This window comes from Streptococcus sp. 3705 (assembly GCF_013277145.1).
Classification (GTDB): domain Bacteria; phylum Bacillota; class Bacilli; order Lactobacillales; family Streptococcaceae; genus Streptococcus.
This window is the reverse complement of the sequence record NZ_VMMJ01000019.1, coordinates 1-21,307: the sequence shown is the minus strand read 5'-3', so window position 1 is coordinate 21,307 and position 21,307 is coordinate 1. Positions and strand designations below refer to the sequence as shown.

Below are 21,307 nucleotides of genomic sequence, written 5' to 3'. Positions count from 1 at the left end.
ACTGTAGTGGTTGAAGAAAAGATAAGATCTAGAAAGGACACATTTCGTCCTTTCTTTTTTGATATTTGATTCTTTGATATCGAGTGGTTTTGTGATAAAAAGTAATGATTCCATATGATTTTTTCTATGGAACTTTTTCTACACAAAATAGACTCTATAATATCCATAGGGGATTTACCCACTACAAATATTATAGAGTCGCTTTTTCTATTCAGGGCGCTTAAAGGGCTATCATCGGACAAAAGAAAGAAGTCATGATATAATATAAGGTAGATTTCTATATCATAAAACAAAAAACTATTTGAATATCATTCATTTGAGAACTCTCTATGTTCAAACGATAGTAAAATAAAATAGGGTATCTAAACCCTTGCTACGAAAGGAAAAAAATTCAATGGCTACTATTCAATGGTTTCCTGGTCACATGTCTAAAGCACGTCGACAGGTTCAGGAAAATTTAAAATTTGTTGATTTTGTGACGATTTTGGTGGATGCTCGTTTACCTCTATCTAGTCAAAATCCTATGTTGACCAAGATTGTTGGTGACAAACCAAAACTTTTGATTTTAAACAAGGCGGACTTGTCCGATCCAGCAATGACCAAGGAATGGTGTCAGTATTTTGAATCACAAGGAATTCAGACGCTGGCTATCAATTCCAAAGAACAAGTAACTGTAAAAGTTGTAACAGATGCGGCCAAGAAGCTTATGGCTGATAAGATTGCTCGCCAGAAAGAACGTGGGATTCAGATTGAAACCTTGCGTACCATGATTATTGGGATTCCAAACGCTGGTAAATCCACTCTTATGAACCGTTTAGCTGGTAAGAAAATTGCCGTTGTCGGTAACAAACCAGGTGTGACCAAGGGACAACAATGGCTTAAAACCAATAAAGACCTGGAAATCTTGGATACACCGGGGATTCTCTGGCCTAAATTCGAAGACGAAACTGTTGCACTGAAACTGGCCTTGACTGGAGCTATCAAAGACCAGTTGCTTCCTATGGATGAGGTAACTATTTTTGGTCTTAATTATTTCAAAAAACATTATCCAGAAAAGCTAGCTGAACGCTTCAAACAAATGAAAATTGAAGAAGAAGCGCCGGTTATTATTATGGACATGACCCGTGCCCTCGGTTTCCGTGATGACTATGACCGTTTTTACAGTCTCTTCGTGAAGGAAGTCCGTGATGGCAAACTCGGTAACTATACCTTAGATACATTGGAAGATCTCGATGGCGACGATTAAAGAAATCAAAGGACTACTTGCAACAGTCAAGGACTTAGATAACCCTATTTTTTTAGAGCTTGAAAAGGATAATCGCTCAGGAGTTCAAAAAGAAATCAGCAAGCGTAAAAAAAAAATTCAAGCTGAATTAGATGAAAATTTGCGCTTGGAATCCATGCTTTCCTACGAAAAAGAACTTTACAAGCAAGGATTGACCTTAATTGCTGGTATTGATGAGGTTGGTCGTGGTCCTCTTGCTGGTCCTGTAGTCGCTGCTGCCGTTATTTTACCTCAAAATTGTAAGATTAGAGGTCTCAACGATAGCAAGAAAATTCCTAAAAAGAAACATCTGGAGATTTTCCAAGCCGTTCAAGACCAAGCCCTGTCAATCGGAATTGGTATCGTGGATAATCAGGTCATCGACCAAGTCAATATCTATGAAGCAACCAAACTGGCCATGACGGAAGCTATCTCCCAGCTCAGGCCTCAACCTGAGCACCTTTTGATAGATGCCATGAAACTGGAGTTGCCCATTTCACAAACCTCCATCATCAAAGGAGATGCCAACTCCCTCTCTATCGCAGCGGCTTCTATAGTAGCCAAGGTGACCCGTGATGAATTGATGAAGGACTATGATCAGCAGTTCCCTGGCTATGATTTCGCTACTAATGCAGGATATGGCACAGCTAAACATTTGGAAGGCCTCACAAAACTAGGAGTTACCCCAATTCACCGAACCAGCTTTGAACCCGTTAAATCACTGGTTTTAGGTAAAAAAGAAAGTTAATTGAAAGGAAATACCATGGAGGAACAGTCGGAAATAGTCCGTTCTAAGAAAGAATTCGCCTTTGCATCTAGCACTATACTATCCCAAGTTGGTCGAGGAATCATTGTCGGCCTCGTCGTTGGAATTATCGTCGGATCCTTTCGTTTCTTAATTGAAAAAGGCTTCCACCTGATACAAGGACTTTATCAAGATCAAGCGCACCTATTTGTTAATTTATTTATTATCGCCCTGTTTTATCTAATCATCTGCTGGCTCAGTGCCAAACTGACACGCTCTGAAAAAGATATTAAAGGCTCAGGAATTCCTCAAGTCGAAGCCGAACTGAAAGGCCTCATGACCCTTAACTGGTGGGGCGTTCTCTGGAAAAAATATATTCTAGGAATTCTAGCTATTGCCAGCGGACTCATGCTGGGGCGTGAAGGGCCAAGTATCCAACTGGGAGCAGTTGGTGGTAAAGGAATTTCCAAGTGGCTCAAATCCAGTCCAGTGGAGGAACGTTCCCTGATTGCTAGTGGTGCTGCAGCAGGATTAGCCGCAGCCTTTAATGCTCCAATAGCAGGTCTCCTCTTTGTTGTAGAAGAAGTCTATCATCATTTTTCGCGCTTTTTCTGGGTTTCCACTCTAGCAGCTAGTCTCGTAGCAAACTTTGTGTCTCTGCTCATGTTCGGTTTGACACCAGTATTGGATATGCCAGATAACATTCCTCTCATGACCCTAGATCAGTATTGGATATATCTCGTCATGGGAATTTTCCTTGGATTTTCAGGTTTTCTCTATGAGAAAGCTGTATTAAACATCGGAAGAGTTTATGACTTGATTGGTCAAAAAATCCATTTGGATAGAGCTTATTATCCAATTCTGGCCTTCATTCTCATCATACCAGTCGGAATTTTTTTACCCCACATCCTTGGTGGTGGAAATCAGCTGGTACTTTCCCTAACTGAGCAAGATTTTAGTTTCCAAGTTCTATTAGCTTACTTTTTAATTCGCTTTATCTGGAGCATGATTAGTTATGGAAGTGGTCTTCCAGGAGGAATTTTCCTACCAATTTTGGCTCTCGGTTCCTTACTTGGTGCCCTAGTTGGTGTCATTTGTGTGAATATTGGACTTGTCAGTCAGGAGCAATTCCCTATATTTGTCATTCTAGGAATGAGTGGCTATTTTGGAGCCATATCAAAAGCTCCCTTAACCGCTATGATCCTCGTAACTGAGATGGTAGGAGATATTCGCAACCTCATGCCACTTGGTTTAGTAACCTTAGTAGCTTACATCATCATGGATTTGCTCAAGGGTGCACCAGTCTATGAAGCCATGCTGGAAAAAATGCTTCCAGAGGAAGTATCCAGTGAAGGAGAAGTGACACTTATCGAAATACCAGTTTCTGATAAAATTGCTGGGAAACAAGTTCATGAACTCAACTTACCACACAACGTCCTCATCACTACCCAAGTGCATAATGGAAAGAGCCAAACAGTTAACGGCTCAACCAGAATGTATCTGGGTGATATGATTCATCTAGTTATTCCAAAAAGTGAAATTGGAAAAGTCAAGGATTTGTTGTTGTAAACTCTGTTTACATAATTTTTATTATGTAATAATAATATTTCTTAATTAAATACATTAGAAAGCCGATTCTCAGCAATGAAATCGGTTATTTTTTACTGAGGATCTTTTTTAATATACGCTTCGCTCCAAAATCATTGAAATTATTGCTCAAATTTGTTATGATATAAATATGAATAAAAGTAGACTGGGACGTGGCAGACACGGGAAAAAGAGACATGTATTATTGGCTTTGATTGGTATTTTAGCAATTTCTATTTGCCTATTAGGCGGGTTTATTGCTTTTAAAATGTATCAGCAAAAAAGTTTTGATCAAAAGATTGAATCGCTCAAAAAAGAGAAAGACGATCAATTGAGTGAGGGAAATCAGAGGGAGCATTTTCGTAAGGGACAAACCGAAGTGATTGCCTATTATCCTCTCCAAGGGGAACAAGTGATTTCGTCTGCTAAGGAGCTGATAAATAAAGACATTAAGGACAAGCTAGAAAGTAAGGACACTCTTGTTTTCTACTATACAGAGCAAGAAGAGTCAGGTTTAAAGGGAGTCGTCAATCGTAATGTAACCAAACAAATCTATGATTTAGTTGATTTTAAGGTTGAAGAGACAGAAAAGACCAGTCTAGGAAAGGTTCACTTAACAGAAGATGGGCAACCTTTTACACTTGACCAACTGTTTTCAGATGCTAGTAAGGCTAAGGAACAGCTGATAAAAGAGTTGACCTCTTTCTTACAGGATAAGAAATTAGATCAAGACCAGAGTGACCAGATTGTTAAAGGTTTCTCTGACCAAGACTTATCTGCATGGAATTTTGATTACAAGGATAGTCAGATTATCCTTTATCCAAGTCCTGCGGTTGAAAATTTAGAAGAGATAGCCTTGCCAGTATCTGCTTTCTTTGATGTTATCCAATCTTCGTACTTACTTGAAAAAGACGCAGCCTTGTACCAGTCTTACTTTGATAAGAAACATCAAAAAGTTGTCGCTCTAACCTTTGATGATGGTCCAAATCCAGCAACGACCCCGCAGGCATTAGAGACTCTAGCTAAATATGGTGTTAAAGCCACTTTCTTTGTGCTTGGGAAAAATGTTTCTGGGAATGAGGACTTGGTGAAGAGGATAAAATCTGAAGGTCATGTTGTTGGAAACCATAGTTGGAGCCATCCGATTCTCTCGCAACTCTCTCTTGATGAAGCTAAAAAACAGATTACTGATACTGAGGATGTGCTAACTAAAGTGCTGGGTTCTAGTTCAAAACTCATGCGCCCGCCTTATGGAGCCATTACAGATGATATTCGCAATAGCTTGGATTTGAGCTTTATCATGTGGGATGTGGATAGTCTGGACTGGAAGAGTAAAAATGAAGCGGCTATTTTGACGGAAATTCAGCATCAAGTAGCTAATGGCTCTATCGTTCTGATGCATGATATTCACAGTCCGACAGTCAATGCCTTGCCGAAGGTCATTGAATATTTGAAAAATCAGGGTTATACCTTTGTGACCATACCAGAGATGCTCAATACTCGCCTAAAACCTCATGAGCTGTATTATAGTCGTGATGAATAAGCAATAAAAAATAGGTCTGTCAGATATGTGATAGACTTATTTTTTACAAAAGATAGTACTACTTAAAAAATGTTTTATGCTATAATTGATGAATAATACTCAATGAAAATCAAAGAGCAAACTAGGAAACTAGCTGCAGGTTGCTCAAAACAGTGTTTTGAGGTTGCAGATAGAACTGACGAAGTTAGTAACCATATCTACGGCAAGGCGACGTTGACGTGGTTTGAAGAGATTTTCGAAGAGTATAAAATAGAAGGAGAAGCATATGAATACCTATCAATTAAATAATGGAGTAGAAATTCCAGTTCTGGGATTTGGAACCTGGAAAGCTGAAAATGGAGAGATTGCCTATCAAGCTGTCCTAGAGGCTTTAAAGGCAGGCTATAGGCATATCGATACGGCAGCTATTTATAAAAATGAAGAAAGTGTTGGTCGTGCCATTCAAGATAGTGGAGTTCCACGAGAGGAATTGTTCGTAACTACCAAGCTTTGGAATAGTCAGCAAACCTATGAGCAAGCTCGTCAGGCTTTTGCAGAGTCTTTAGCGAAGTTGGGCTTGGATTATTTGGATCTGTATTTGATTCATTGGCCAAATCCAAAACTGCTCAGAGAAAATGACCAATGGAAAATCCGTGCTATCGGTGTTAGTAATTTTCTTCCCCATCATTTGGATGCCTTGCTTGAAACAGCAAAAATTCTTCCGGCGGTCAATCAGGTTCGCTTGGCGCCAGGTGTCTATCAAGAGGAAGTCGTAGCTTACTGTCGAGAAAAAGGAATTTTATTGGAAGCTTGGGGCCCTTTTGGTCAGGGAGAACTGTTTGATAGCAAGCAAGTGCAAGAAATCGCAGCAAATCACGGAAAATCGGTTGCTCAGATAGCCTTGGCATGGAGCTTGGCAGAAGGATTTCTACCACTTCCAAAATCTGTCACAGCCTCTCGTATTCAGGCTAATCTTGATTGCTTTGGAATTGAATTGAGCCATGAGGAACATGAAACCTTAAAAACGATTGCTGTTCAATCTGGTGCTCCACGAGTTGATGATGTGGATTTTTAGAAAATCATAAAAAGAATTGTACATTATTCTAATTTTTGATATAATAGTCAGCAGGAAAGAAAGTCTTATGGCGTTCTTCAAGCGAGCTTGGGATAGTGGGAGCCAAGTAGAACAAAATCAAGAGCTGGCGCTTTCTGTAGTATTTTCAAAAACAATGAAGTAATAAATTAGGGTGGAACCGCGTTTCTGACGCCCCTAGGTTAAATCAACCTAGGATTGTCGGATGTGGTTCTTTTGCTTATTCAGTCTATTGTGTGAAAGAAAGGAGAGACGTGGAAAACCTTTATCTTGTAAAAGACGATAGTCAACTAGCTGCATTTCGTGATTTTGTAGTAAGAAATACTGAAAAGTTGAAAGATTATCAATCTTTTTTAAAGAATGAACTTGCAGTCTGTGATTTACCGCAAGCCGTTATTTGGTCAAGTTTTAATGCTGCTACACAGATTATTAGGGAAAGCGCTGTTCCAGCCTATACAAATAATAGACGAATGGTTATGACGCCTGATTTAGCTGTTTGGAAAGAGTTGTATTTGTATCAGTTGATGGACTACGAGTGTTCTGAGCAAACTCAAGCAATAGAAAGTCACTATCATTCTTTATCTGAAAATTTCCTCTTACAGATTGTAGGACATGAGTTAGCTCATTGGTCGGAACATTTTTTAGATGATTTTGATGGTTACGACTCTTATATATGGTTCGAAGAGGGGATGGTTGAATATATTAGTCGCAAGTATTTCTTGACAGAAGAGGAATTTCAGGCGGAAAAAATTTGTAATCAATCTCTTGTAGAACTTTTTCAGAAGAAGTATGGTTGGCATTCATTGAATGATTTTGGTTCTTCGACCTATGATAAGAACTATTCAAGTATTTTTTACGAATACTGGCGTAGTTTTTTGACAATAGATAAGTTGGTAGAAAATCTAGGTAGTATACAAGCGGTCTTCGATTCTTATCATTTATGGGCAAATACAGATAAAACTCTTCCCTTGTTAAATTGGTTTGTTCAGCAGAAATTAATTGAAAAAGAAATATAAAAACTAAAGGAGTAAACAATGTCTAAGAAATTAACATTTCACTGCTTCAGTGGCAGAGACCTCCTTACAGTCGGGATACCCCACACTCAGCACTAGAGTGCCTGAGCTAGACGCAGTACTAACTCGTCTTGCCTCGTATGATCGACGAGGCAGACTCGTGTCGCAAGTAATTTATATAAAAAGGAGTAAACAATGTCTAAAAAATTGACTTTCCACTGCGTCAGTGGCAGAAACCTCCTTCAGTCGGACTGCCCCACGCTCAGCACTAGAGTGCCTGAGCTAGACGCAGTACTAACTCGTCTTGCCTCGTATAATCGACGAGGCAGACTCGTGTCGCAAGAAATCATTTTTTATTAAGGAGTATTCAATGTCTAAGAAATTAACATTTCAAGAAATTATTTTGACTTTGCAACAATTTTGGAATGACCAAGGTTGTATGCTTATGCAGGCTTATGATAATGAAAAAGGTGCGGGGACAATGAGTCCTTACACTTTCCTTCGTGCTATCGGACCTGAGCCATGGAATGCGGCTTATGTAGAGCCATCACGTCGTCCTGCTGACGGTCGTTACGGGGAAAACCCTAACCGTCTTTACCAACACCACCAATTCCAGGTGGTCATGAAGCCATCTCCATCAAACATCCAAGAACTGTACCTTGAGTCTTTGGAAAAATTGGGAATCAATCCTTTGGAGCACGATATCCGTTTTGTTGAGGACAACTGGGAAAACCCATCAACTGGTTCAGCTGGTCTTGGTTGGGAAGTTTGGCTTGACGGAATGGAAATCACTCAGTTTACTTATTTCCAACAAGTCGGTGGATTGGCAACTGGCCCTGTGACTGCGGAAGTTACCTATGGTTTGGAGCGCTTGGCCTCTTATATTCAAGAAGTAGACTCTGTCTATGATATCGAGTGGGCTGATGGTGTAAAATACGGAGAAATCTTTATCCAGCCTGAGTATGAGCACTCAAAATATTCATTTGAAATTTCTGACCAAGAAATGTTGCTGGAAAACTTTGATAAGTTTGAAAAAGAAGCTGGTCGCGCCTTGGAAGAAGGATTGGTGCACCCTGCCTATGACTATGTTCTCAAATGTTCACACACCTTTAACCTGCTTGATGCGCGTGGTGCCGTATCTGTAACAGAGCGCGCAGGCTATATCGCTCGTATCCGTAACTTGGCCCGTGTCGTAGCTAAAACCTTTGTCGCAGAACGCAAACGCCTAGGCTACCCACTTTTAGATGAAGCAACACGAGCTAAACTCTTAGCAGAAGAAGCAGAATAGAGAGAGTGACAAATTACGAAAATGGGCGAACAGAGTGAGCCCTGAACCAGTTGCCGCAGTGATGAAGGTATCCTTAGTGAAGCTAAGGATACTAGGCAAAATTGGAGACTTTTGGCTCCAGTTTTAGCAATGAAACAACGAAGTTGGTTGCTTGCGTGCCAATCACATAAGGCAAACTGGAAAATAAAAAGATACTTTTCGGAGAAAAAACATGACAAAAAACTTATTAGTAGAACTCGGTCTTGAAGAATTACCAGCCTATGTTGTCACACCAAGTGAAAAACAACTAGGCGAAAAAATGGCAGCCTTCCTCAAGGAAAACCGCTTGTCTTTTGAAGCTATTCAGACCTTCTCAACACCACGTCGTTTGGCTGTTCGTGTAACTGGTCTTGCATACAAACAGTCTGATTTGACGGAAGATTTTAAGGGGCCAGCAAAGAAAATTGCCTTGGATAGCGATGGAAACTTCACCAAAGCAGCTCAAGGATTTGTTCGTGGAAAAGGATTGACTGTTGAAGATATCGAATTCCGTGAAATTAAGGGGGAAGAATATGTCTATGTCACTAAGGAAGAAGTTGGTCAAGCAGTTGAAGCAATTGTTCCTGGTGTTGTAGATGTCTTGAAGTCATTGACTTTCCCTGTCAGCATGCACTGGGCTAACAACACCTTTGAATACATCCGCCCTGTTCACACTTTAACTGTTCTTTTAGATGAAGAAGAGTTTGATTTGGATTTCCTTGATATTAAGGGAGGGCGTGTGAGCCGTGGCCATCGTTTCTTGGGACAAGAAACTAAGATTCAGTCAGCATTGAGCTATGAAGAAGACCTTCGTGCACAGTATGTAATTGCAGATCCACGTGAACGTGAGCAAATGATTGTTGATCAAATCAAAGCAATCGAAGCTGAGCATGGTGTACATATCGAAATTGATGCGGATTTGCTTAATGAAGTCTTGAACTTGGTTGAATACCCAACTGCCTTTATGGGAAGCTTTGATGCCAAATACCTTGAAGTTCCAGAAGAAGTTTTGGTGACTTCGATGAAAGAACACCAACGGTACTTTGTTGTCCGTGATCAAGACGGTAAACTCTTGCCAAACTTCATTTCTGTTCGTAATGGAAACGCAGAGCATTTGGAAAATGTCATCAAAGGTAATGAAAAAGTCTTGGTCGCTCGCTTAGAAGACGGTGAATTCTTCTGGCGTGAAGACCAAAAATTGGTGATTTCAGATCTTGTTGAAAAATTAAACAATGTGACTTTCCATGAGAAAATTGGTTCCCTTCGTGAACACATGATTCGTACTGGTCAGATTGCTATTCTCTTGGCAGAAAAAGCAGGCTTGTCAGCGGATGAAACGATTGACCTAGCCCGTGCAGCAGCCATTTACAAGTTTGACTTGTTAACAGGTATGGTTGGTGAGTTTGACGAACTCCAAGGAATTATGGGTGAGAAATATGCCCTTCTTGCTGGTGAAACTCCAGCGGTGGCAGCTGCTATTCGTGAACACTACATGCCTACTTCAGCTGAAGGAGAACTTCCAGAGAGCAAGGTCGGCGCAGTGCTTGCCATTGCAGACAAATTGGATACGATTTTGAGCTTCTTCTCAGTAGGTTTGATTCCATCAGGGTCTAATGACCCTTATGCTCTTCGTCGTGCAACTCAAGGTGTAGTTCGTATCTTGGATGCTTTTGGTTGGCACATTGCTATGGACGAGCTGATTGATAGCCTTTATGCTTTGAAATTTGACAGCTTGACTTATGAAAATAAGACAGAGGTTATGGACTTTATCAAGGCTCGTGTTGATAAGATGATGGGTTCTACTCCAAAAGATACCAAGGAAGCAGTACTTGCAAGTTCGAACTTTGTTGTGGCAGATATGTTGGAAGCAGCAAGTGCTCTTGTAGAAGCAAGTAAGGAAGAAGATTTCAAACCATCTGTTGAATCACTTTCTCGTGCCTTTAACTTGGCTGAGAAGGCAAAAGGAATTGCTACAGTTGATTCAGCTCTCTTTGAGAATGAAGAAGAGAAAGCCTTGGCAGAAGCAGTAGAATCACTCGTTTTGTCAGGGACTGCCAGTCAGCAATTGAAACAGCTCTTTGCGCTTAGTACAGTCATTGATGCCTTCTTTGAGAATACCATGGTTATGGCTGAAAATGAAGCAGTCCGTCAAAATCGTTTGGCAATCTTGTCGCAATTAACCAAGAAAGCAGCTAAACTTGCACGTTTTAACCAAATCAATACCAAATAAAATCTGTTAAACGGATTAAATCTTATCATAAAGGAGAGAAACATGGATCCTAAAAAAATTGATCGTATCAACGAGCTTGCCAAAAAGAAAAAAACAGAAGGCTTGACCCCAGAAGAAAAAGTGGAACAAGCCAAACTACGTGAGGAGTACATCGAAGGTTATCGTCGCACGGTTCGTCACCATATTGAAGGGATCAAAATTGTGGACGAAGAAGGGAACGATGTTACACCAGAAAAACTACGCCAAGCCCAACGTGAAAAAGGCTTACATGGCCGTAGTCTTGATGACCCAAATTCATAATAAGTATTCTTTCTTTTAACAAAGATAGATGAAATAATAACCAAAAGACTATCATACATAAATGGGCTGCACCTCAAAAGTTAGAGCTAGAAAATCTAACTTTTGAGGTGTTTTTATTATGAAATTGAGTTATATAGTGAATTGAAATAAGATGTGAACAAAAAGATTAGTGAATTCAAATTAATTTCTATACAGGTTTTAGAATTATGGGTATACTATTCTATGTTCAATCCACTATAAATATATGCTCTAAAATGATGGTCGTTGAGTCTTCTATCGTCAAGAAAAATCATCAAATCCCTCGTATTATAGTCATTTAGTTTTAAAAAAGCACTTCAAATATTCAAAAATATTTGGGACTTTCCTTAATAAATCCGTCACTTTCTTTTTCAAGATAGCCCAAGCTTGCTCAATAGGATTCAAATCTGGTGAATAAGCTGGTAGAGGTAAGAAAAAGTGTTTATCTTTAATGTAAAGTTCATCCAAGATATGCTTGGGATGAAAACTAGCATTGTCCATGACAATGACGTGAGGTGTCTTCAAAGCAGGCAAGAGCTGCGTTTTGAACCACTCCACAAAGAAATCCCTCGTCATACTTTCCTTGTAAATCATAGGAGCTATAAACTCTCCGTCTACTTGTCCTGCAACAATTGAAGTCAGCTCAAAACGCCGTCCGCTAATCTTGTTATAGACTTTCTCCCTTCTAGGAGCCCGTGCATAAGGACGATAGAGCTAGCGGTCGTTTCCCGTTTCGTCAATATATACGACTGGTAAATCTTTTAGGTTATCCAAAATATCAAGAAACTCAGCGACTTTCTCTGGATCTTGTTCCTTAGAGCTAGTTGTCTTTTTTTTTAAAGTGATATGAATTGCTTTAAAGCTGTCCATACTGAAGGAACAGCACAATCAAAATGTGCCGCAATTTCCCGTTAAAAAGCGTCTGGATGAGCCTTTACAAAGACTTTCAACTCCTCTAAAGGGATTTCCCGCTTTTTGACGACTCACTTTTTCCGCTCTAAGTGTCCTTGTTCACGTCTTTCTTTTCCCACGTGAAGAAAGTTCTGACGCCAACATCAAAAACTTTGACCGCCTCGATATGGCTGTGTCCTCTTTGATGTAATCTAATACTCCTTGTTTAAAATCTGTACTATATGCCATAGCTTTATTATAGATGCTTGTTTAAAACTAAGCATCTATACCATCCAATCTAAAGCATTGTGAAGAGCTACAGTAGTTGTTCCAAATTTCTTCTGAATTTTCTTTGGTTTATTGCTATCTAGTGAACCATCTAGAATACAACAAACAATGGATTTTGGATGGACATCAATACCACAACACGTTTCGATCATAGCTTCCATTATAAAAACCTCCTGTTAACTATTTGAACAATAGAACAAGAGGCTACTAGTAATATGTTTTCATGCTCCAAGCATATTCGAGTTTTCTCATGACTCTTGTTCATCCAGTTTTTTAAACAGGCTAGGAAAAGCCCTATTAAACACCACGGATTGGTATTGTTCGTCTTCATTATAGGCTAAACTTCTTTTTCTGTCACGAGTTAGCAGGCTCTTCCTGCTTAGAGTTTTTTATGAACTTGGTTTGCTTTTTAAAAAGCTCGATAAACATAGGGATTTTCTGGTTTATCGACTTTGGTAAAGCTTTCGATTTCCAAGGTTGGAAGGTTTTGTTTGAGTTCTTTATGGTAGTGATTGACCAGTTTTCCCTTGGCTGTTATCCAAGTATTATTTTCATATTGACGGGTATTTCCCTTGGTCAGTAAGCCATAGACACCTGAATCCGCGATACAGTGGATAATGCCGAAGCGGAACAGAAATTGGCTATTGGCATGACTGGGGTCATTGTAGACAAAGCCTGTAAACTGGATTGTCTTGCCCTCAAACTCATCTGGATAGTCGTAGATAGCCTCCATGACCTCCATATAGTTTTCATTAGTGATCTGAATACTATCTTGGGATAAGTATTTATCCGCCGCCGTTCGCATTTCCTTTTCATAGGCTGATTTTGAAAAATAAGAACTGGTATCTGGTTTCAAATATTGACTTGTTGTCCCTTCGCTTGTCTGAATGGCCAGATCCGTTCCTTCCGATAGGGGGAAATGATAACCTTTAGCAGAAACAGTCTGAGAATCCAAGCTAACAGTTGGGAAAGTTAAGCCGATGACAAGTGGAATAGCCAGAAGAGAAATACTCGTCATCTTGGCCAATCGGCTGTTCAGATGACTGTGGGTTTTGACTTGCTTCATCCAGATATACAGTTGAACAATTGCCAAAATAAAGGAAAGTACCATGGAGATATAGGCCAGATAGGAATAGTGCATGTTGATGTACTGGTTTAATTTGCCCGACAAATGGAGGTAAATAGTCAGTTCAAAATAGCCAGCTAAAACTAAAAATCGAATCATAGGATGACTCCAATCAAGAGAGAATAGACTAAGACGACAAGAGTTACAATCGTTATGAAGTGACTGATAAATCGTGCTTTCAAGTAATTTTTCATCATGAGAATATTTTTGATATCCAGCATTGGGCCAATCACCAGAAAGGCCATAACTGGTGCCAATCCGAAACTCGAGAGAAGAGAAGCACCGATAAAGGCATCCGCCTCACTACAGAGCGAAAGAAGAAAGGCCAAAAGCATCAAGAGCAGGATGGCAAAAAGAGGAGTCGCACTGATAGAGGTCAGAATCCGTGTCGGAACATAGACCTGTATAACAGAGGCAAAGAGACAGCCAAATACCAAATAACGTCCCGTATCAAAAAATTCATCAATGGCTTGCACAAAGACCTGAAAAACCTTTTTTGCAGGGCTTAAGTGAGTAAAATCATGCTCATGACAAGCCAGACGATTTTCTTTTTGAATCGGTTCTTGCCAGAAAAATCCTAGAAAAATCCCTAGTATTACAGCCACAACGATGGAACCCAGAGCTCGTAACAGGGCGATATGGAAGGAGTTGCCAAAGGCAGAATAGGTCGCAAAGAGAACAATGGGATTGATAACAGGTGCTGTTACAAGAAAAGGAACGGCCGTGTAACTAGGAACCTTCTTTTCCAGAAAACGATTGATGATGGGGACGATTCCACATTCGCAAGAAGGGAAAAGTATACCAACGAAGGTGCCAAAAAAGATTCTCCCCCAACGATTTCGAGGGAGAAAATGATAAACCTTGTCAGGTGTGATATAAACCTCAATCAGCCCAGAGACAATACTTCCTATCAGAACGAAAGGGAGTGCTTCAATAATTATAGAGAGAAAAATAGCTCCAGTTTGAAGTACACTAGATGGGAGTTGTTGGAAAGTAGTCATCTAGTTTTTCTTTTCTGTTTTGGCTTTTTTCTCTTTGTCATCAGGGAAAGTAACTTGCTTCAAATCTGGGAGTTTAGCAAACTCTTCAAACATCTTGTCCAAGTCGTCTCGTTTTGTAAATTTTACAGCCATAGGTGTACCTCGATTCTAAATTCTACCTCTATTATACTATTATTTTGAGGAAAAGGGAGTTTTTTAATTTGTTTTCGATAGTTGATACTCTTCGAAAATCTTTTCAAACCACGTCAGCTTCGCCTTGCCGTATATATGTGACTGGCTTCGTCAGTCTTATCTACAACCTCAAAACAGTATTTTGAGCAGCCTGCGGCTAGCTTCCTAGTTTGCTTTTTGATTTTCATTGAGTATGAAAAGGATTGGAGCAAGCCTTCCAGCTTGTGGTATAATAGATTCATGGATAAAAAATATGAAAAAATTTCCCAAGATTTGGGAGTGACGTTAAAGCAAATTGATACTGTTCTAAGTTTGATAGCTGAAGGGGCGACTATTCCCTTTATCGCACGTTATCGCAAGGACATGACTGGTAGTCTGGATGAGGTGGCAATTAAGGCCATTATCGACTTGGATAAAAGTCTGACAAATCTCAACGACCGTAAGGAAGCTGTCTTGGCTAAGATTCAAGAGCAAGGCAAGCTGACCAAGGAGTTGGAAGAAGCTATCTTAGCTGCCGAAAAACTAGCTGATGTAGAAGAACTCTATCTTCCATACAAGGAAAAACGTCGAACCAAGGCAACCATTGCCCGTGAAGCCGGACTCTTCCCTCTTGCTCGCTTTATTTTGCAGAATGTAGCTGATTTAGAAAAAGAGGCTGAAAAGTTTGTCTGTGAAGGATTTGCGACTGGTAAGGAAGCCTTGGCTGGTGCAGTTGATATCTTGGTCGAAGCCTTATCGGAAGATGTGACTTTGCGCTCCATGACTTATCAGGAGGTGTTGAGACACTCTAAACTCACTTCCCAAGTCAAGGATGAAAGTCTTGATGAAAAGCAGGTTTTTCAGATTTATTATGATTTTTCAGAGACGGTTGGAAATATGCAAGGTTATCGTACCTTAGCCCTCAATCGTGGGGAAAAGCTAGGTATCTTGAAGGTCGGTTTTGAACATGCGACGGACCGTATCCTTGCCTTCTTTGCTGCTCGTTTCAAGGTGAAGAATACCTATATTGATGAAGTTGTTCATCAGTCAGTTAAGAAAAAAGTCTTGCCTGCTATCGAGCGCCGTATTCGGACAGAACTAACTGAAAAGGCAGAAGAAGGAGCTATCCAACTCTTTTCTGACAATCTGCGCAATCTCCTCTTGGTTGCTCCGTTGAAAGGGCGCGTGGTTCTAGGATTTGACCCTGCCTTTCGTACAGGTGCCAAGCTAGCTGTCGTGGATGCAACAGGAAAAATGCTGACAACTCAGGTCATTTATCCTGTCAAACCAGCATCAACTCATCAAATCGAAGAAGCCAAGAAAGATTTGGCAGATTTGATTGGTCAATACGGCGTAGAAATTATTGCTATCGGAAATGGTACTGCTAGTCGTGAAAGTGAAGCCTTTGTGGCGGAAGTTCTTAAAGATTTTTCTGAAGTCAGCTATGTCATTGTTAACGAAAGTGGTGCTTCTGTCTATTCTGCCAGCGAACTTGCTCGTCAGGAATTTCCAGACTTGACTGTTGAAAAACGCTCTGCTATTTCTATCGCCCGTCGTTTGCAAGATCCCCTTGCTGAATTGGTCAAAATTGATCCCAAGTCAATCGGTGTCGGTCAGTACCAGCACGATGTCAGCCAGAAGAAGTTGTCTGAAAGTCTGGATTTTGTCGTGGATACGGTTGTTAACCAAGTCGGTGTCAACATCAATACAGCCAGTCCTGCTCTTCTTTCACACGTAGCTGGACTCAATAAAACCATTTCTGAAAATATCGTCAAATACCGTGAGGAAGAAGGAAAAATTACTTCGCGCGCCCAAATCAAGAAAGTCCCTCGTCTGGGGGCCAAGGCTTTTGAACAGGCAGCTGGTTTCCTTCGAATACCAGAAAGTAGCAATATCCTTGATAATACAGGAGTACACCCAGAAAATTACGCTGCTGTTAAGGAGCTCTTCAAACGATTGGATATCACGGACCTGAATGAAGAAGCCCAAAGTAAACTCAAGTCGCTTTCAGTCAAGGAAATGGCGCAAGAGCTAGACCTTGGTCCAGAAACCCTTAAAGATATCATTGCTGACCTTCTCAAACCAGGTCGAGATTTCCGTGATTCCTTTGATGCTCCAGTTCTCCGCCAAGATGTCCTAGATATCAAAGACTTAGTGGTTGGTCAGAAGCTAGAAGGAGTGGTGCGTAATGTAGTTGACTTTGGTGCCTTTGTTGACATTGGGATTCATGAGGACGGTTTGATCCATATTTCCCACATGAGTCGCAAGTTTATAAAACACCCTAGCCAAGTGGTATCCGTTGGTGATTTGGTAACGGTTTGGGTTAAGAAAATCGATACTGAACGTGAAAAAGTCAATCTGTCGCTTCTAGCTCCAAATGAAACTGACTGATTACGTCAAGCAGGTTTCACTAGAAGACTTCGGCAGACCTTTTATCCATCAAGCTCAGTGGAATTCTCGTCTACGTTCGACAGGTGGGCGATTTTTCCCAAAAGATGGGCATTTGGATTTTAATCCCAAGGTTTATCAGGAACTGGGTTTAGACGTTTTTAGGAAAATTGTCCGACATGAACTCTGTCATTATCACCTCTATTTTCAAGGGAAGGGCTATCAACACAAGAATCGGGATTTTAAGGAACTGTTGAAAGCAGTGGATGGATTACGCTTTGTACCAACCTTGCCAAATAGCAACTCCAAACCAATTAAGCTCTATCGTTGTCAATCCTGCCAGCAAAGTTATCAGCGCAAGCGAAAGATTGATACCAAACGCTATCGCTGTGGACTTTGTCGAGGTAAATTGCTACTAATAAATCAGCCTGAGGACTGATGAAAGCCGAGCCTACCCATGATATACTATGTCTAACCTAGCAGAAAGAGGAAAATCATGAACAGTAAATTTTATAAAATGAGACGAAATCGCATGATTTCAGGAGTTTTGGCAGGTCTGTCAGACAAGTGGAACTTTGATGTAACCCTTGTACGTTTTCTGTTTGCCATTTTTACAGTTGCAAACTTTGGACTTGGCGTGATTATCTATATCATCCTAGCTTCTGTCATGCCTACTAAGGAAGAAATTGAAGCAGAAATGTATGGAACAGGCCCACGCAAACGCAAAGAAGCTCAAGCCATTGAAGAAAATGATGGATGGTTTTGGTGAGGTTTTACAGAAGATTTGGAATAAGCAAAAAGCTTTAAATCAATAGTCTAAACTGCTTGATTTAAAGCTTTTTTACTTTTAATAATATTTCGCCAGCTTCATCTACAAACTAAAAGCATGTTTTTGAACTCATGTTTCTAATCTATTTTTGTTGCTGAGACAATACATTTTTTGAAAAATGGTGGATGCTGATAACAACTGATAGCCAGCAAATAGCATAAGCAGTAGCTGTAAATTCTGTACCGATAAAGTATGTTTTTTCAACTAAGAACTGACCGATGAATGGAGAGAGGAGAGAGAGGAGATAGAGAAGTCCGATGAGTATATGTTCTTTATGTTTCATTAAAGCGCCCCTTCTTTCCTTATAGGTTGAACAACTTGCAAGTGTTAAATTTAATGGTATGTTATCTAGGTAAGCTTACTCAAATGTTAGTTCCCGCTTCCTCCTTTCCAAAGTAAGCCTTTTCACACTTATATTTTACAATTTTAAAAATAGGAAATCAAATCATTTTCTAAGTAATTTTGCCTACATTTCCCCCAATCTTACAAAAATGTAAGATTAAAGTCTCTTTTGTAAGGTTATGTTATGGCAAGCGGTCTTTTTTTGATGTAAACTATACTCATAAAGAACAAAGGAGTAACATCATGAAACAAATCTTACATAAGAAAACAAGAAAACCAAGCCACAAAGATATCGAGCGCGTTCAGCTAGGATGCGCTATGATGCAAGCGACATTTCATTTGATGGGATATTAAGAAAGGAGATTCTCATGACACTTTTAGATGTAAAACACGTTCAAAAAATTTACAAAACTCGTTTTCAGGGCAACCAAGTAGAGGCCCTCAAGGATATTCACTTTACCGTCGAAAAGGGTGACTACGTTGCCATCATGGGTGAGTCCGGTTCTGGTAAATCCACTCTTCTCAATATCCTAGCTATGCTGGATAAACCAAGTCGTGGACAAGTTTACCTGAATGGAACAGACACCGCAACCATTAAAAATTCACAGGCTTCTAGCTTCCGTCGTGAAAAGCTGGGATTTGTCTTCCAAGACTTTAATTTGTTAGATACTCTCTCTGTAAAAGATAATATCTTGCTTCCCCTTGTCTTGTCAAGAAGACCCATTACGGAGATGATGAAGAAATTGGTGGTGACAGCTGAGAATCTAGGTATCAACCAATTGCAAGAGAAGTACCCTTACGAGATTTCAGGTGGGCAAAAACAGCGTGTAGCAGTAGCACGCGCCATCATCACTGAACCTGAAATTCTCCTTGCGGACGAGCCAACAGGAGCCCTTGATTCCAAGTCATCTGCAGCCTTACTTGATGTTTTTGATGAAATCAATGAGCGCGGCCAAACTATTCTCATGGTAACCCACTCCACAGCAGCAGCTAGCAGAGCTAAACGTGTACTCTTTATCAAAGACGGCATTCTTTACAACCAAATCTACCGTGGAGAGAAGACAGAACGTCAGATGTTCCAAGAAATCTCTGATACCTTGACTGTCATGGCAAGCGAGGTGAATTAGTATGTTTCGATTAACCAATAAGTTAGCGGTATCGAACTTGATTAAAAACCGCAAACTCTATTATCCTTTTGCGCTGGCTGTTCTCTTGGCAGTCACTGTCACCTATCTCTTTTACTCTCTAACTTTCAATCCCAAGATTGCTGAAATCCGTGGAGGAACAACCATTCAGGCTACACTTGGATTTGGTATGTTTGTCGTCACCCTTGCGTCAGCCATTATCGTCCTCTATGCCAATAGTTTTGTCATGAAGAACCGTTCCAAGGAACTGGGAATTTATGGCATGTTGGGCTTGGAGAAGCGTCATCTTATCAGTATGACCTTTAAGGAGTTAGTGCTATTTGGGATTCTAACTGTTGGAGCGGGTATCGGTATTGGAGCCTTGTTTGACAAGTTAATTTTCGCTTTCCTGCTCAAACTGATGAAATTGAAGGTTGAGCTGGTCGCTACCTTCCAAATGAATGTTGTCATTGCAGTACTTGTTGTCTTTGGATTGATTTTCCTAGGCCTCATGTTCCTGAATGCCCTTCGAATCGCCCGTATGAATGCCCTCCAGCTCTCTCGTGAGAAAGCAAGTGGAGAGAAAAAAGGTCGTTTCCTTCCTCTCCAAACTATTCTTGGTTCGATTAGTTTAGGGATTGGCTATTATCTTGCCCTTACAGTAAAAGATCCCCTTACAGCCTTAACCACCTTCTTCTTAGCTGTTTTGCTGGTTATCTTTGGTACCTATCTCTTGTTTAATGCAGGAATTACCGTTTTCCTTCAAATCTTAAAGAAAAACAAGAAATACTATTACCAACCAAATAATCTTATCTCTGTTTCCAACTTGATTTTCCGTATGAAGAAAAATGCGGTTGGACTAGCAACTATCGCTATTTTATCAACAATGGTTTTGGTAACCATGTCAGCAGCGACAAGCATTTTCAATTCCGCAGAAAGCTTTAAAAAAGTTCTAAATCCTCATGATTTTGGAGTTTCAGGGCAAAATGTTGAAAAAGAAGACTTGAACAAACTCTTGAGCCAGTTTGCAAGTGACAAAGGTTATAAGATTAAAGAAAAAGAAGTGTTTCGTTACACTTACTTCGGTGTTGCGAACCAAGAAGGAAATAAGTTAACCCTTTTTGAAAAAGGACAAAATCGTGTCCAACCCACAACAGTTTTCATGGTATTTGACCAAAAAGATTATGAAAATATGACTGGTCAAAAACTGTCTCTATCAGGAAATGAGGTCGGACTCTTTGCCAAGAATGAGGGAGTTAAAGAACAGAAAACTCTAATTCTGAATGATCATCAATTTTCTGTCAAAGAAGAATTTAATAAAGATTTCATTGTGAACCACGTTCCAAATCAGTTTAATATTTTGACTGCTGATTACAATTATCTTGTTGTACCTGATTTACAAGCCTTTTTGGATCAATTCCCAGATTCGGCTATCTATAATCAGTTTTACGGTGGTATGAATGTAAATGCCAGTGAAGAAGAACAACTCAAGGTCGCTGACGAGTATGATAAATACCTCGATCAATTTAATGCTCAATTAAACACGGAAGGTAGCTATGTTTATGGTAGTAATTTATCAGATGCTAGTACTCAGATGAGTGCCCTCTTTGGTGGTGTCTTCTTTATCGGTATTTTCCTATCCATTATCTTTATGGTCGGAACTGTTCTGGTCATCTACTACAAACAAATTTCTGAAGGCTACGAAGACCGTGAACGCTTTATTATCTTGCAGAAAGTTGGTTTAGATCAAAAGCAAATCAAGCAAACCATCAACAAACAGGTTTTAACTGTTTTCTTCCTTCCTTTGCTCTTTGCCTTCATACATCTAGCCTTTGCCTACCATATGCTTAGTCTGATTTTAAAAGTGATTGGTGTAATAGATACGACTATGATGTTGATTGTGACCTTGTCTATCTGCGCTATCTTCCTCATCGCCTATGTCTTGATTTTCATGATTACTTCAAGAAGCTATCGCAAGATTGTGCAAATGTAAAAAAGATACCTCGACTTCAAAATCGAGGTATTTCTTGTATTTTATACTCAATGAAAATCAAAAAGCAAACTAGGAAGCTAGCCGCAGGTTGCTCAAA

Annotated in this window: 20 protein-coding genes and 1 pseudogene; 15 read left to right on the top strand and 6 right to left on the bottom strand. The window is 40.0% G+C overall.

All coding sequences use genetic code 11. The features are described from left to right. Window positions 1-394: 394 nt before the first annotated feature. The 10 genes from ylqF to HT714_RS06325 all read left to right on the top strand — a co-directional run bounded on the left by ylqF (window position 395) and on the right by HT714_RS06325 (window position 11,060). Window positions 395-1,246, top strand: coding sequence for a ribosome biogenesis GTPase YlqF (gene ylqF / locus HT714_RS06370; RefSeq protein ID WP_173227163.1), 852 nt, complete (start codon window positions 395-397; stop codon window positions 1,244-1,246). Next, on the top strand, window positions 1,233-2,012 hold the full coding sequence (locus HT714_RS06365; protein ID WP_173227165.1) for a ribonuclease HII: 780 nt from the start codon (window positions 1,233-1,235) through the stop codon (window positions 2,010-2,012). Before ylqF ends, HT714_RS06365 begins: the two co-directional genes overlap by 14 nt. 15 nt (window positions 2,013-2,027) lie before the next feature. Then, a complete protein-coding gene (locus HT714_RS06360) occupies window positions 2,028-3,578 on the top strand; it encodes a ClC family H(+)/Cl(-) exchange transporter (RefSeq protein WP_173227167.1) in 1,551 nt (516 codons plus the stop codon). Between the two features lie 169 nt (window positions 3,579-3,747). Further along, entirely contained in the window at window positions 3,748-5,139 is a 1,392-nt protein-coding gene (gene pgdA / locus HT714_RS06355) for a peptidoglycan-N-acetylglucosamine deacetylase PgdA (protein ID WP_173227169.1), read from the top strand. A gap of 102 nt (window positions 5,140-5,241) precedes the next feature. Beyond that, window positions 5,242-5,427 carry a hypothetical protein gene (locus HT714_RS09710; RefSeq protein ID WP_240148107.1) on the top strand — a complete coding sequence of 62 codons (186 nt, stop codon included), beginning with the start codon at window positions 5,242-5,244 and terminating at the stop codon, window positions 5,425-5,427. Beyond that, entirely contained in the window at window positions 5,405-6,193 is a 789-nt protein-coding gene (locus HT714_RS06345; protein WP_173251671.1) for an aldo/keto reductase, read from the top strand. Before HT714_RS09710 ends, HT714_RS06345 begins: the two co-directional genes overlap by 23 nt. 272 nt (window positions 6,194-6,465) lie before the next feature. Beyond that, window positions 6,466-7,227, top strand: coding sequence for an elongation factor Tu (locus HT714_RS06340; RefSeq protein WP_173227173.1), 762 nt, complete (start codon window positions 6,466-6,468; stop codon window positions 7,225-7,227). A gap of 367 nt (window positions 7,228-7,594) precedes the next feature. Continuing rightward, a complete protein-coding gene (gene glyQ / locus HT714_RS06335; RefSeq protein ID WP_168940239.1) occupies window positions 7,595-8,512 on the top strand; it encodes a glycine--tRNA ligase subunit alpha in 918 nt (305 codons plus the stop codon). A 211-nt stretch (window positions 8,513-8,723) separates the two neighbouring features. After that, window positions 8,724-10,760 carry a glycine--tRNA ligase subunit beta gene (glyS, locus tag HT714_RS06330; protein ID WP_173227175.1) on the top strand — a complete coding sequence of 679 codons (2,037 nt, stop codon included), beginning with the start codon at window positions 8,724-8,726 and terminating at the stop codon, window positions 10,758-10,760. A gap of 42 nt (window positions 10,761-10,802) precedes the next feature. Beyond that, a complete protein-coding gene (locus HT714_RS06325; protein ID WP_050261374.1) occupies window positions 10,803-11,060 on the top strand; it encodes a DUF896 family protein in 258 nt (85 codons plus the stop codon). A gap of 312 nt (window positions 11,061-11,372) precedes the next feature. Here HT714_RS06325 and HT714_RS09705 read toward each other — a convergent pair. The 5 genes and pseudogenes from HT714_RS09705 to HT714_RS09860 all read right to left on the bottom strand — a co-directional run bounded on the left by HT714_RS09705 (window position 11,373) and on the right by HT714_RS09860 (window position 14,516). After that, window positions 11,373-12,218, bottom strand: a pseudogene (locus HT714_RS09705) (IS630 family transposase). Window positions 12,219-12,253: 35 nt separating this feature from the next. Next, entirely contained in the window at window positions 12,254-12,418 is a 165-nt protein-coding gene (locus HT714_RS06315; RefSeq protein WP_173227177.1) for a hypothetical protein, read from the bottom strand. Between the two features lie 248 nt (window positions 12,419-12,666). Beyond that, window positions 12,667-13,482 carry a TIGR03943 family protein gene (locus tag HT714_RS06310; RefSeq protein WP_050224185.1) on the bottom strand — a complete coding sequence of 272 codons (816 nt, stop codon included), beginning with the start codon at window positions 13,480-13,482 and terminating at the stop codon, window positions 12,667-12,669. After that, window positions 13,479-14,384, bottom strand: a complete 906-nt coding sequence (locus tag HT714_RS06305; protein WP_173227179.1) for a permease — start codon at window positions 14,382-14,384, stop codon at window positions 13,479-13,481. The genes HT714_RS06310 and HT714_RS06305 overlap by 4 nt, the downstream gene beginning before the upstream one ends. After that, window positions 14,385-14,516: an SPJ_0845 family protein gene (locus tag HT714_RS09860; protein ID WP_049511209.1), complete on the bottom strand. Its 132-nt coding sequence runs from the start codon at window positions 14,514-14,516 to the stop codon at window positions 14,385-14,387. 279 nt (window positions 14,517-14,795) lie between these two features. Between HT714_RS09860 and HT714_RS06300 the strand changes: the two genes are divergently transcribed. Genes HT714_RS06300 through HT714_RS06290 form a run of 3 tightly spaced genes read left to right on the top strand, consistent with a single transcriptional unit; the run spans window position 14,796 to window position 17,691 of the window. After that, window positions 14,796-16,925 carry a Tex family protein gene (locus HT714_RS06300; protein ID WP_173227181.1) on the top strand — a complete coding sequence of 710 codons (2,130 nt, stop codon included), beginning with the start codon at window positions 14,796-14,798 and terminating at the stop codon, window positions 16,923-16,925. Next, window positions 16,912-17,361: a SprT family protein gene (locus HT714_RS06295; protein ID WP_173227183.1), complete on the top strand. Its 450-nt coding sequence runs from the start codon at window positions 16,912-16,914 to the stop codon at window positions 17,359-17,361. Before HT714_RS06300 ends, HT714_RS06295 begins: the two co-directional genes overlap by 14 nt. 57 nt (window positions 17,362-17,418) lie before the next feature. After that, a complete protein-coding gene (locus HT714_RS06290) occupies window positions 17,419-17,691 on the top strand; it encodes a PspC domain-containing protein (RefSeq protein ID WP_004269704.1) in 273 nt (90 codons plus the stop codon). Between the two features lie 142 nt (window positions 17,692-17,833). Here HT714_RS06290 and HT714_RS06285 read toward each other — a convergent pair whose 3' ends face one another. Next, window positions 17,834-18,034 carry a hypothetical protein gene (locus HT714_RS06285; protein ID WP_173227185.1) on the bottom strand — a complete coding sequence of 67 codons (201 nt, stop codon included), beginning with the start codon at window positions 18,032-18,034 and terminating at the stop codon, window positions 17,834-17,836. A 427-nt stretch (window positions 18,035-18,461) separates the two neighbouring features. On the opposite strand from HT714_RS06285, the gene HT714_RS06280 reads away from it, so the two are divergent. Together HT714_RS06280 and HT714_RS06275 are read left to right on the top strand one after the other, a co-directional pair. Beyond that, a complete protein-coding gene (locus HT714_RS06280) occupies window positions 18,462-19,220 on the top strand; it encodes an ABC transporter ATP-binding protein (protein ID WP_000173358.1) in 759 nt (252 codons plus the stop codon). Window position 19,221: 1 nt separating this feature from the next. Further along, window positions 19,222-21,210, top strand: coding sequence for an ABC transporter permease (locus HT714_RS06275; protein ID WP_173251668.1), 1,989 nt, complete (start codon window positions 19,222-19,224; stop codon window positions 21,208-21,210). The last annotated feature ends 97 nt before the right edge of the window (window positions 21,211-21,307 follow it).

Excerpts from the sequence above, each read along its gene's own strand:
- ylqF (WP_173227163.1), top strand. The coding sequence starts at position 395 with ATGGCTACTATTCAATGGTTTCCTGGTCACATGTCTAAAGCACGTCGA.
- HT714_RS06365 (WP_173227165.1), top strand. The coding sequence starts at position 1,233 with ATGGCGACGATTAAAGAAATCAAAGGACTACTTGCAACAGTCAAGGAC.
- HT714_RS06360 (WP_173227167.1), top strand. The coding sequence starts at position 2,028 with ATGGAGGAACAGTCGGAAATAGTCCGTTCTAAGAAAGAATTCGCCTTT.
- pgdA (WP_173227169.1), top strand. The coding sequence starts at position 3,748 with ATGAATAAAAGTAGACTGGGACGTGGCAGACACGGGAAAAAGAGACAT.
- HT714_RS09710 (WP_240148107.1), top strand. The coding sequence starts at position 5,242 with ATGAAAATCAAAGAGCAAACTAGGAAACTAGCTGCAGGTTGCTCAAAA.
- HT714_RS06345 (WP_173251671.1), top strand. The coding sequence starts at position 5,405 with ATGAATACCTATCAATTAAATAATGGAGTAGAAATTCCAGTTCTGGGA.
- glyQ (WP_168940239.1), top strand. The coding sequence starts at position 7,595 with ATGTCTAAGAAATTAACATTTCAAGAAATTATTTTGACTTTGCAACAA.
- glyS (WP_173227175.1), top strand. The coding sequence starts at position 8,724 with ATGACAAAAAACTTATTAGTAGAACTCGGTCTTGAAGAATTACCAGCC.
- HT714_RS06325 (WP_050261374.1), top strand. The coding sequence starts at position 10,803 with ATGGATCCTAAAAAAATTGATCGTATCAACGAGCTTGCCAAAAAGAAA.
- HT714_RS06315 (WP_173227177.1), bottom strand. The coding sequence starts at position 12,418 with ATGGAAGCTATGATCGAAACGTGTTGTGGTATTGATGTCCATCCAAAA.
- HT714_RS06310 (WP_050224185.1), bottom strand. The coding sequence starts at position 13,482 with ATGATTCGATTTTTAGTTTTAGCTGGCTATTTTGAACTGACTATTTAC.
- HT714_RS06305 (WP_173227179.1), bottom strand. The coding sequence starts at position 14,384 with ATGACTACTTTCCAACAACTCCCATCTAGTGTACTTCAAACTGGAGCT.
- HT714_RS09860 (WP_049511209.1), bottom strand. The coding sequence starts at position 14,516 with ATGGCTGTAAAATTTACAAAACGAGACGACTTGGACAAGATGTTTGAA.
- HT714_RS06300 (WP_173227181.1), top strand. The coding sequence starts at position 14,796 with ATGGATAAAAAATATGAAAAAATTTCCCAAGATTTGGGAGTGACGTTA.
- HT714_RS06295 (WP_173227183.1), top strand. The coding sequence starts at position 16,912 with ATGAAACTGACTGATTACGTCAAGCAGGTTTCACTAGAAGACTTCGGC.
- HT714_RS06290 (WP_004269704.1), top strand. The coding sequence starts at position 17,419 with ATGAACAGTAAATTTTATAAAATGAGACGAAATCGCATGATTTCAGGA.
- HT714_RS06285 (WP_173227185.1), bottom strand. The coding sequence starts at position 18,034 with ATGAAACATAAAGAACATATACTCATCGGACTTCTCTATCTCCTCTCT.
- HT714_RS06280 (WP_000173358.1), top strand. The coding sequence starts at position 18,462 with ATGACACTTTTAGATGTAAAACACGTTCAAAAAATTTACAAAACTCGT.
- HT714_RS06275 (WP_173251668.1), top strand. The coding sequence starts at position 19,222 with ATGTTTCGATTAACCAATAAGTTAGCGGTATCGAACTTGATTAAAAAC.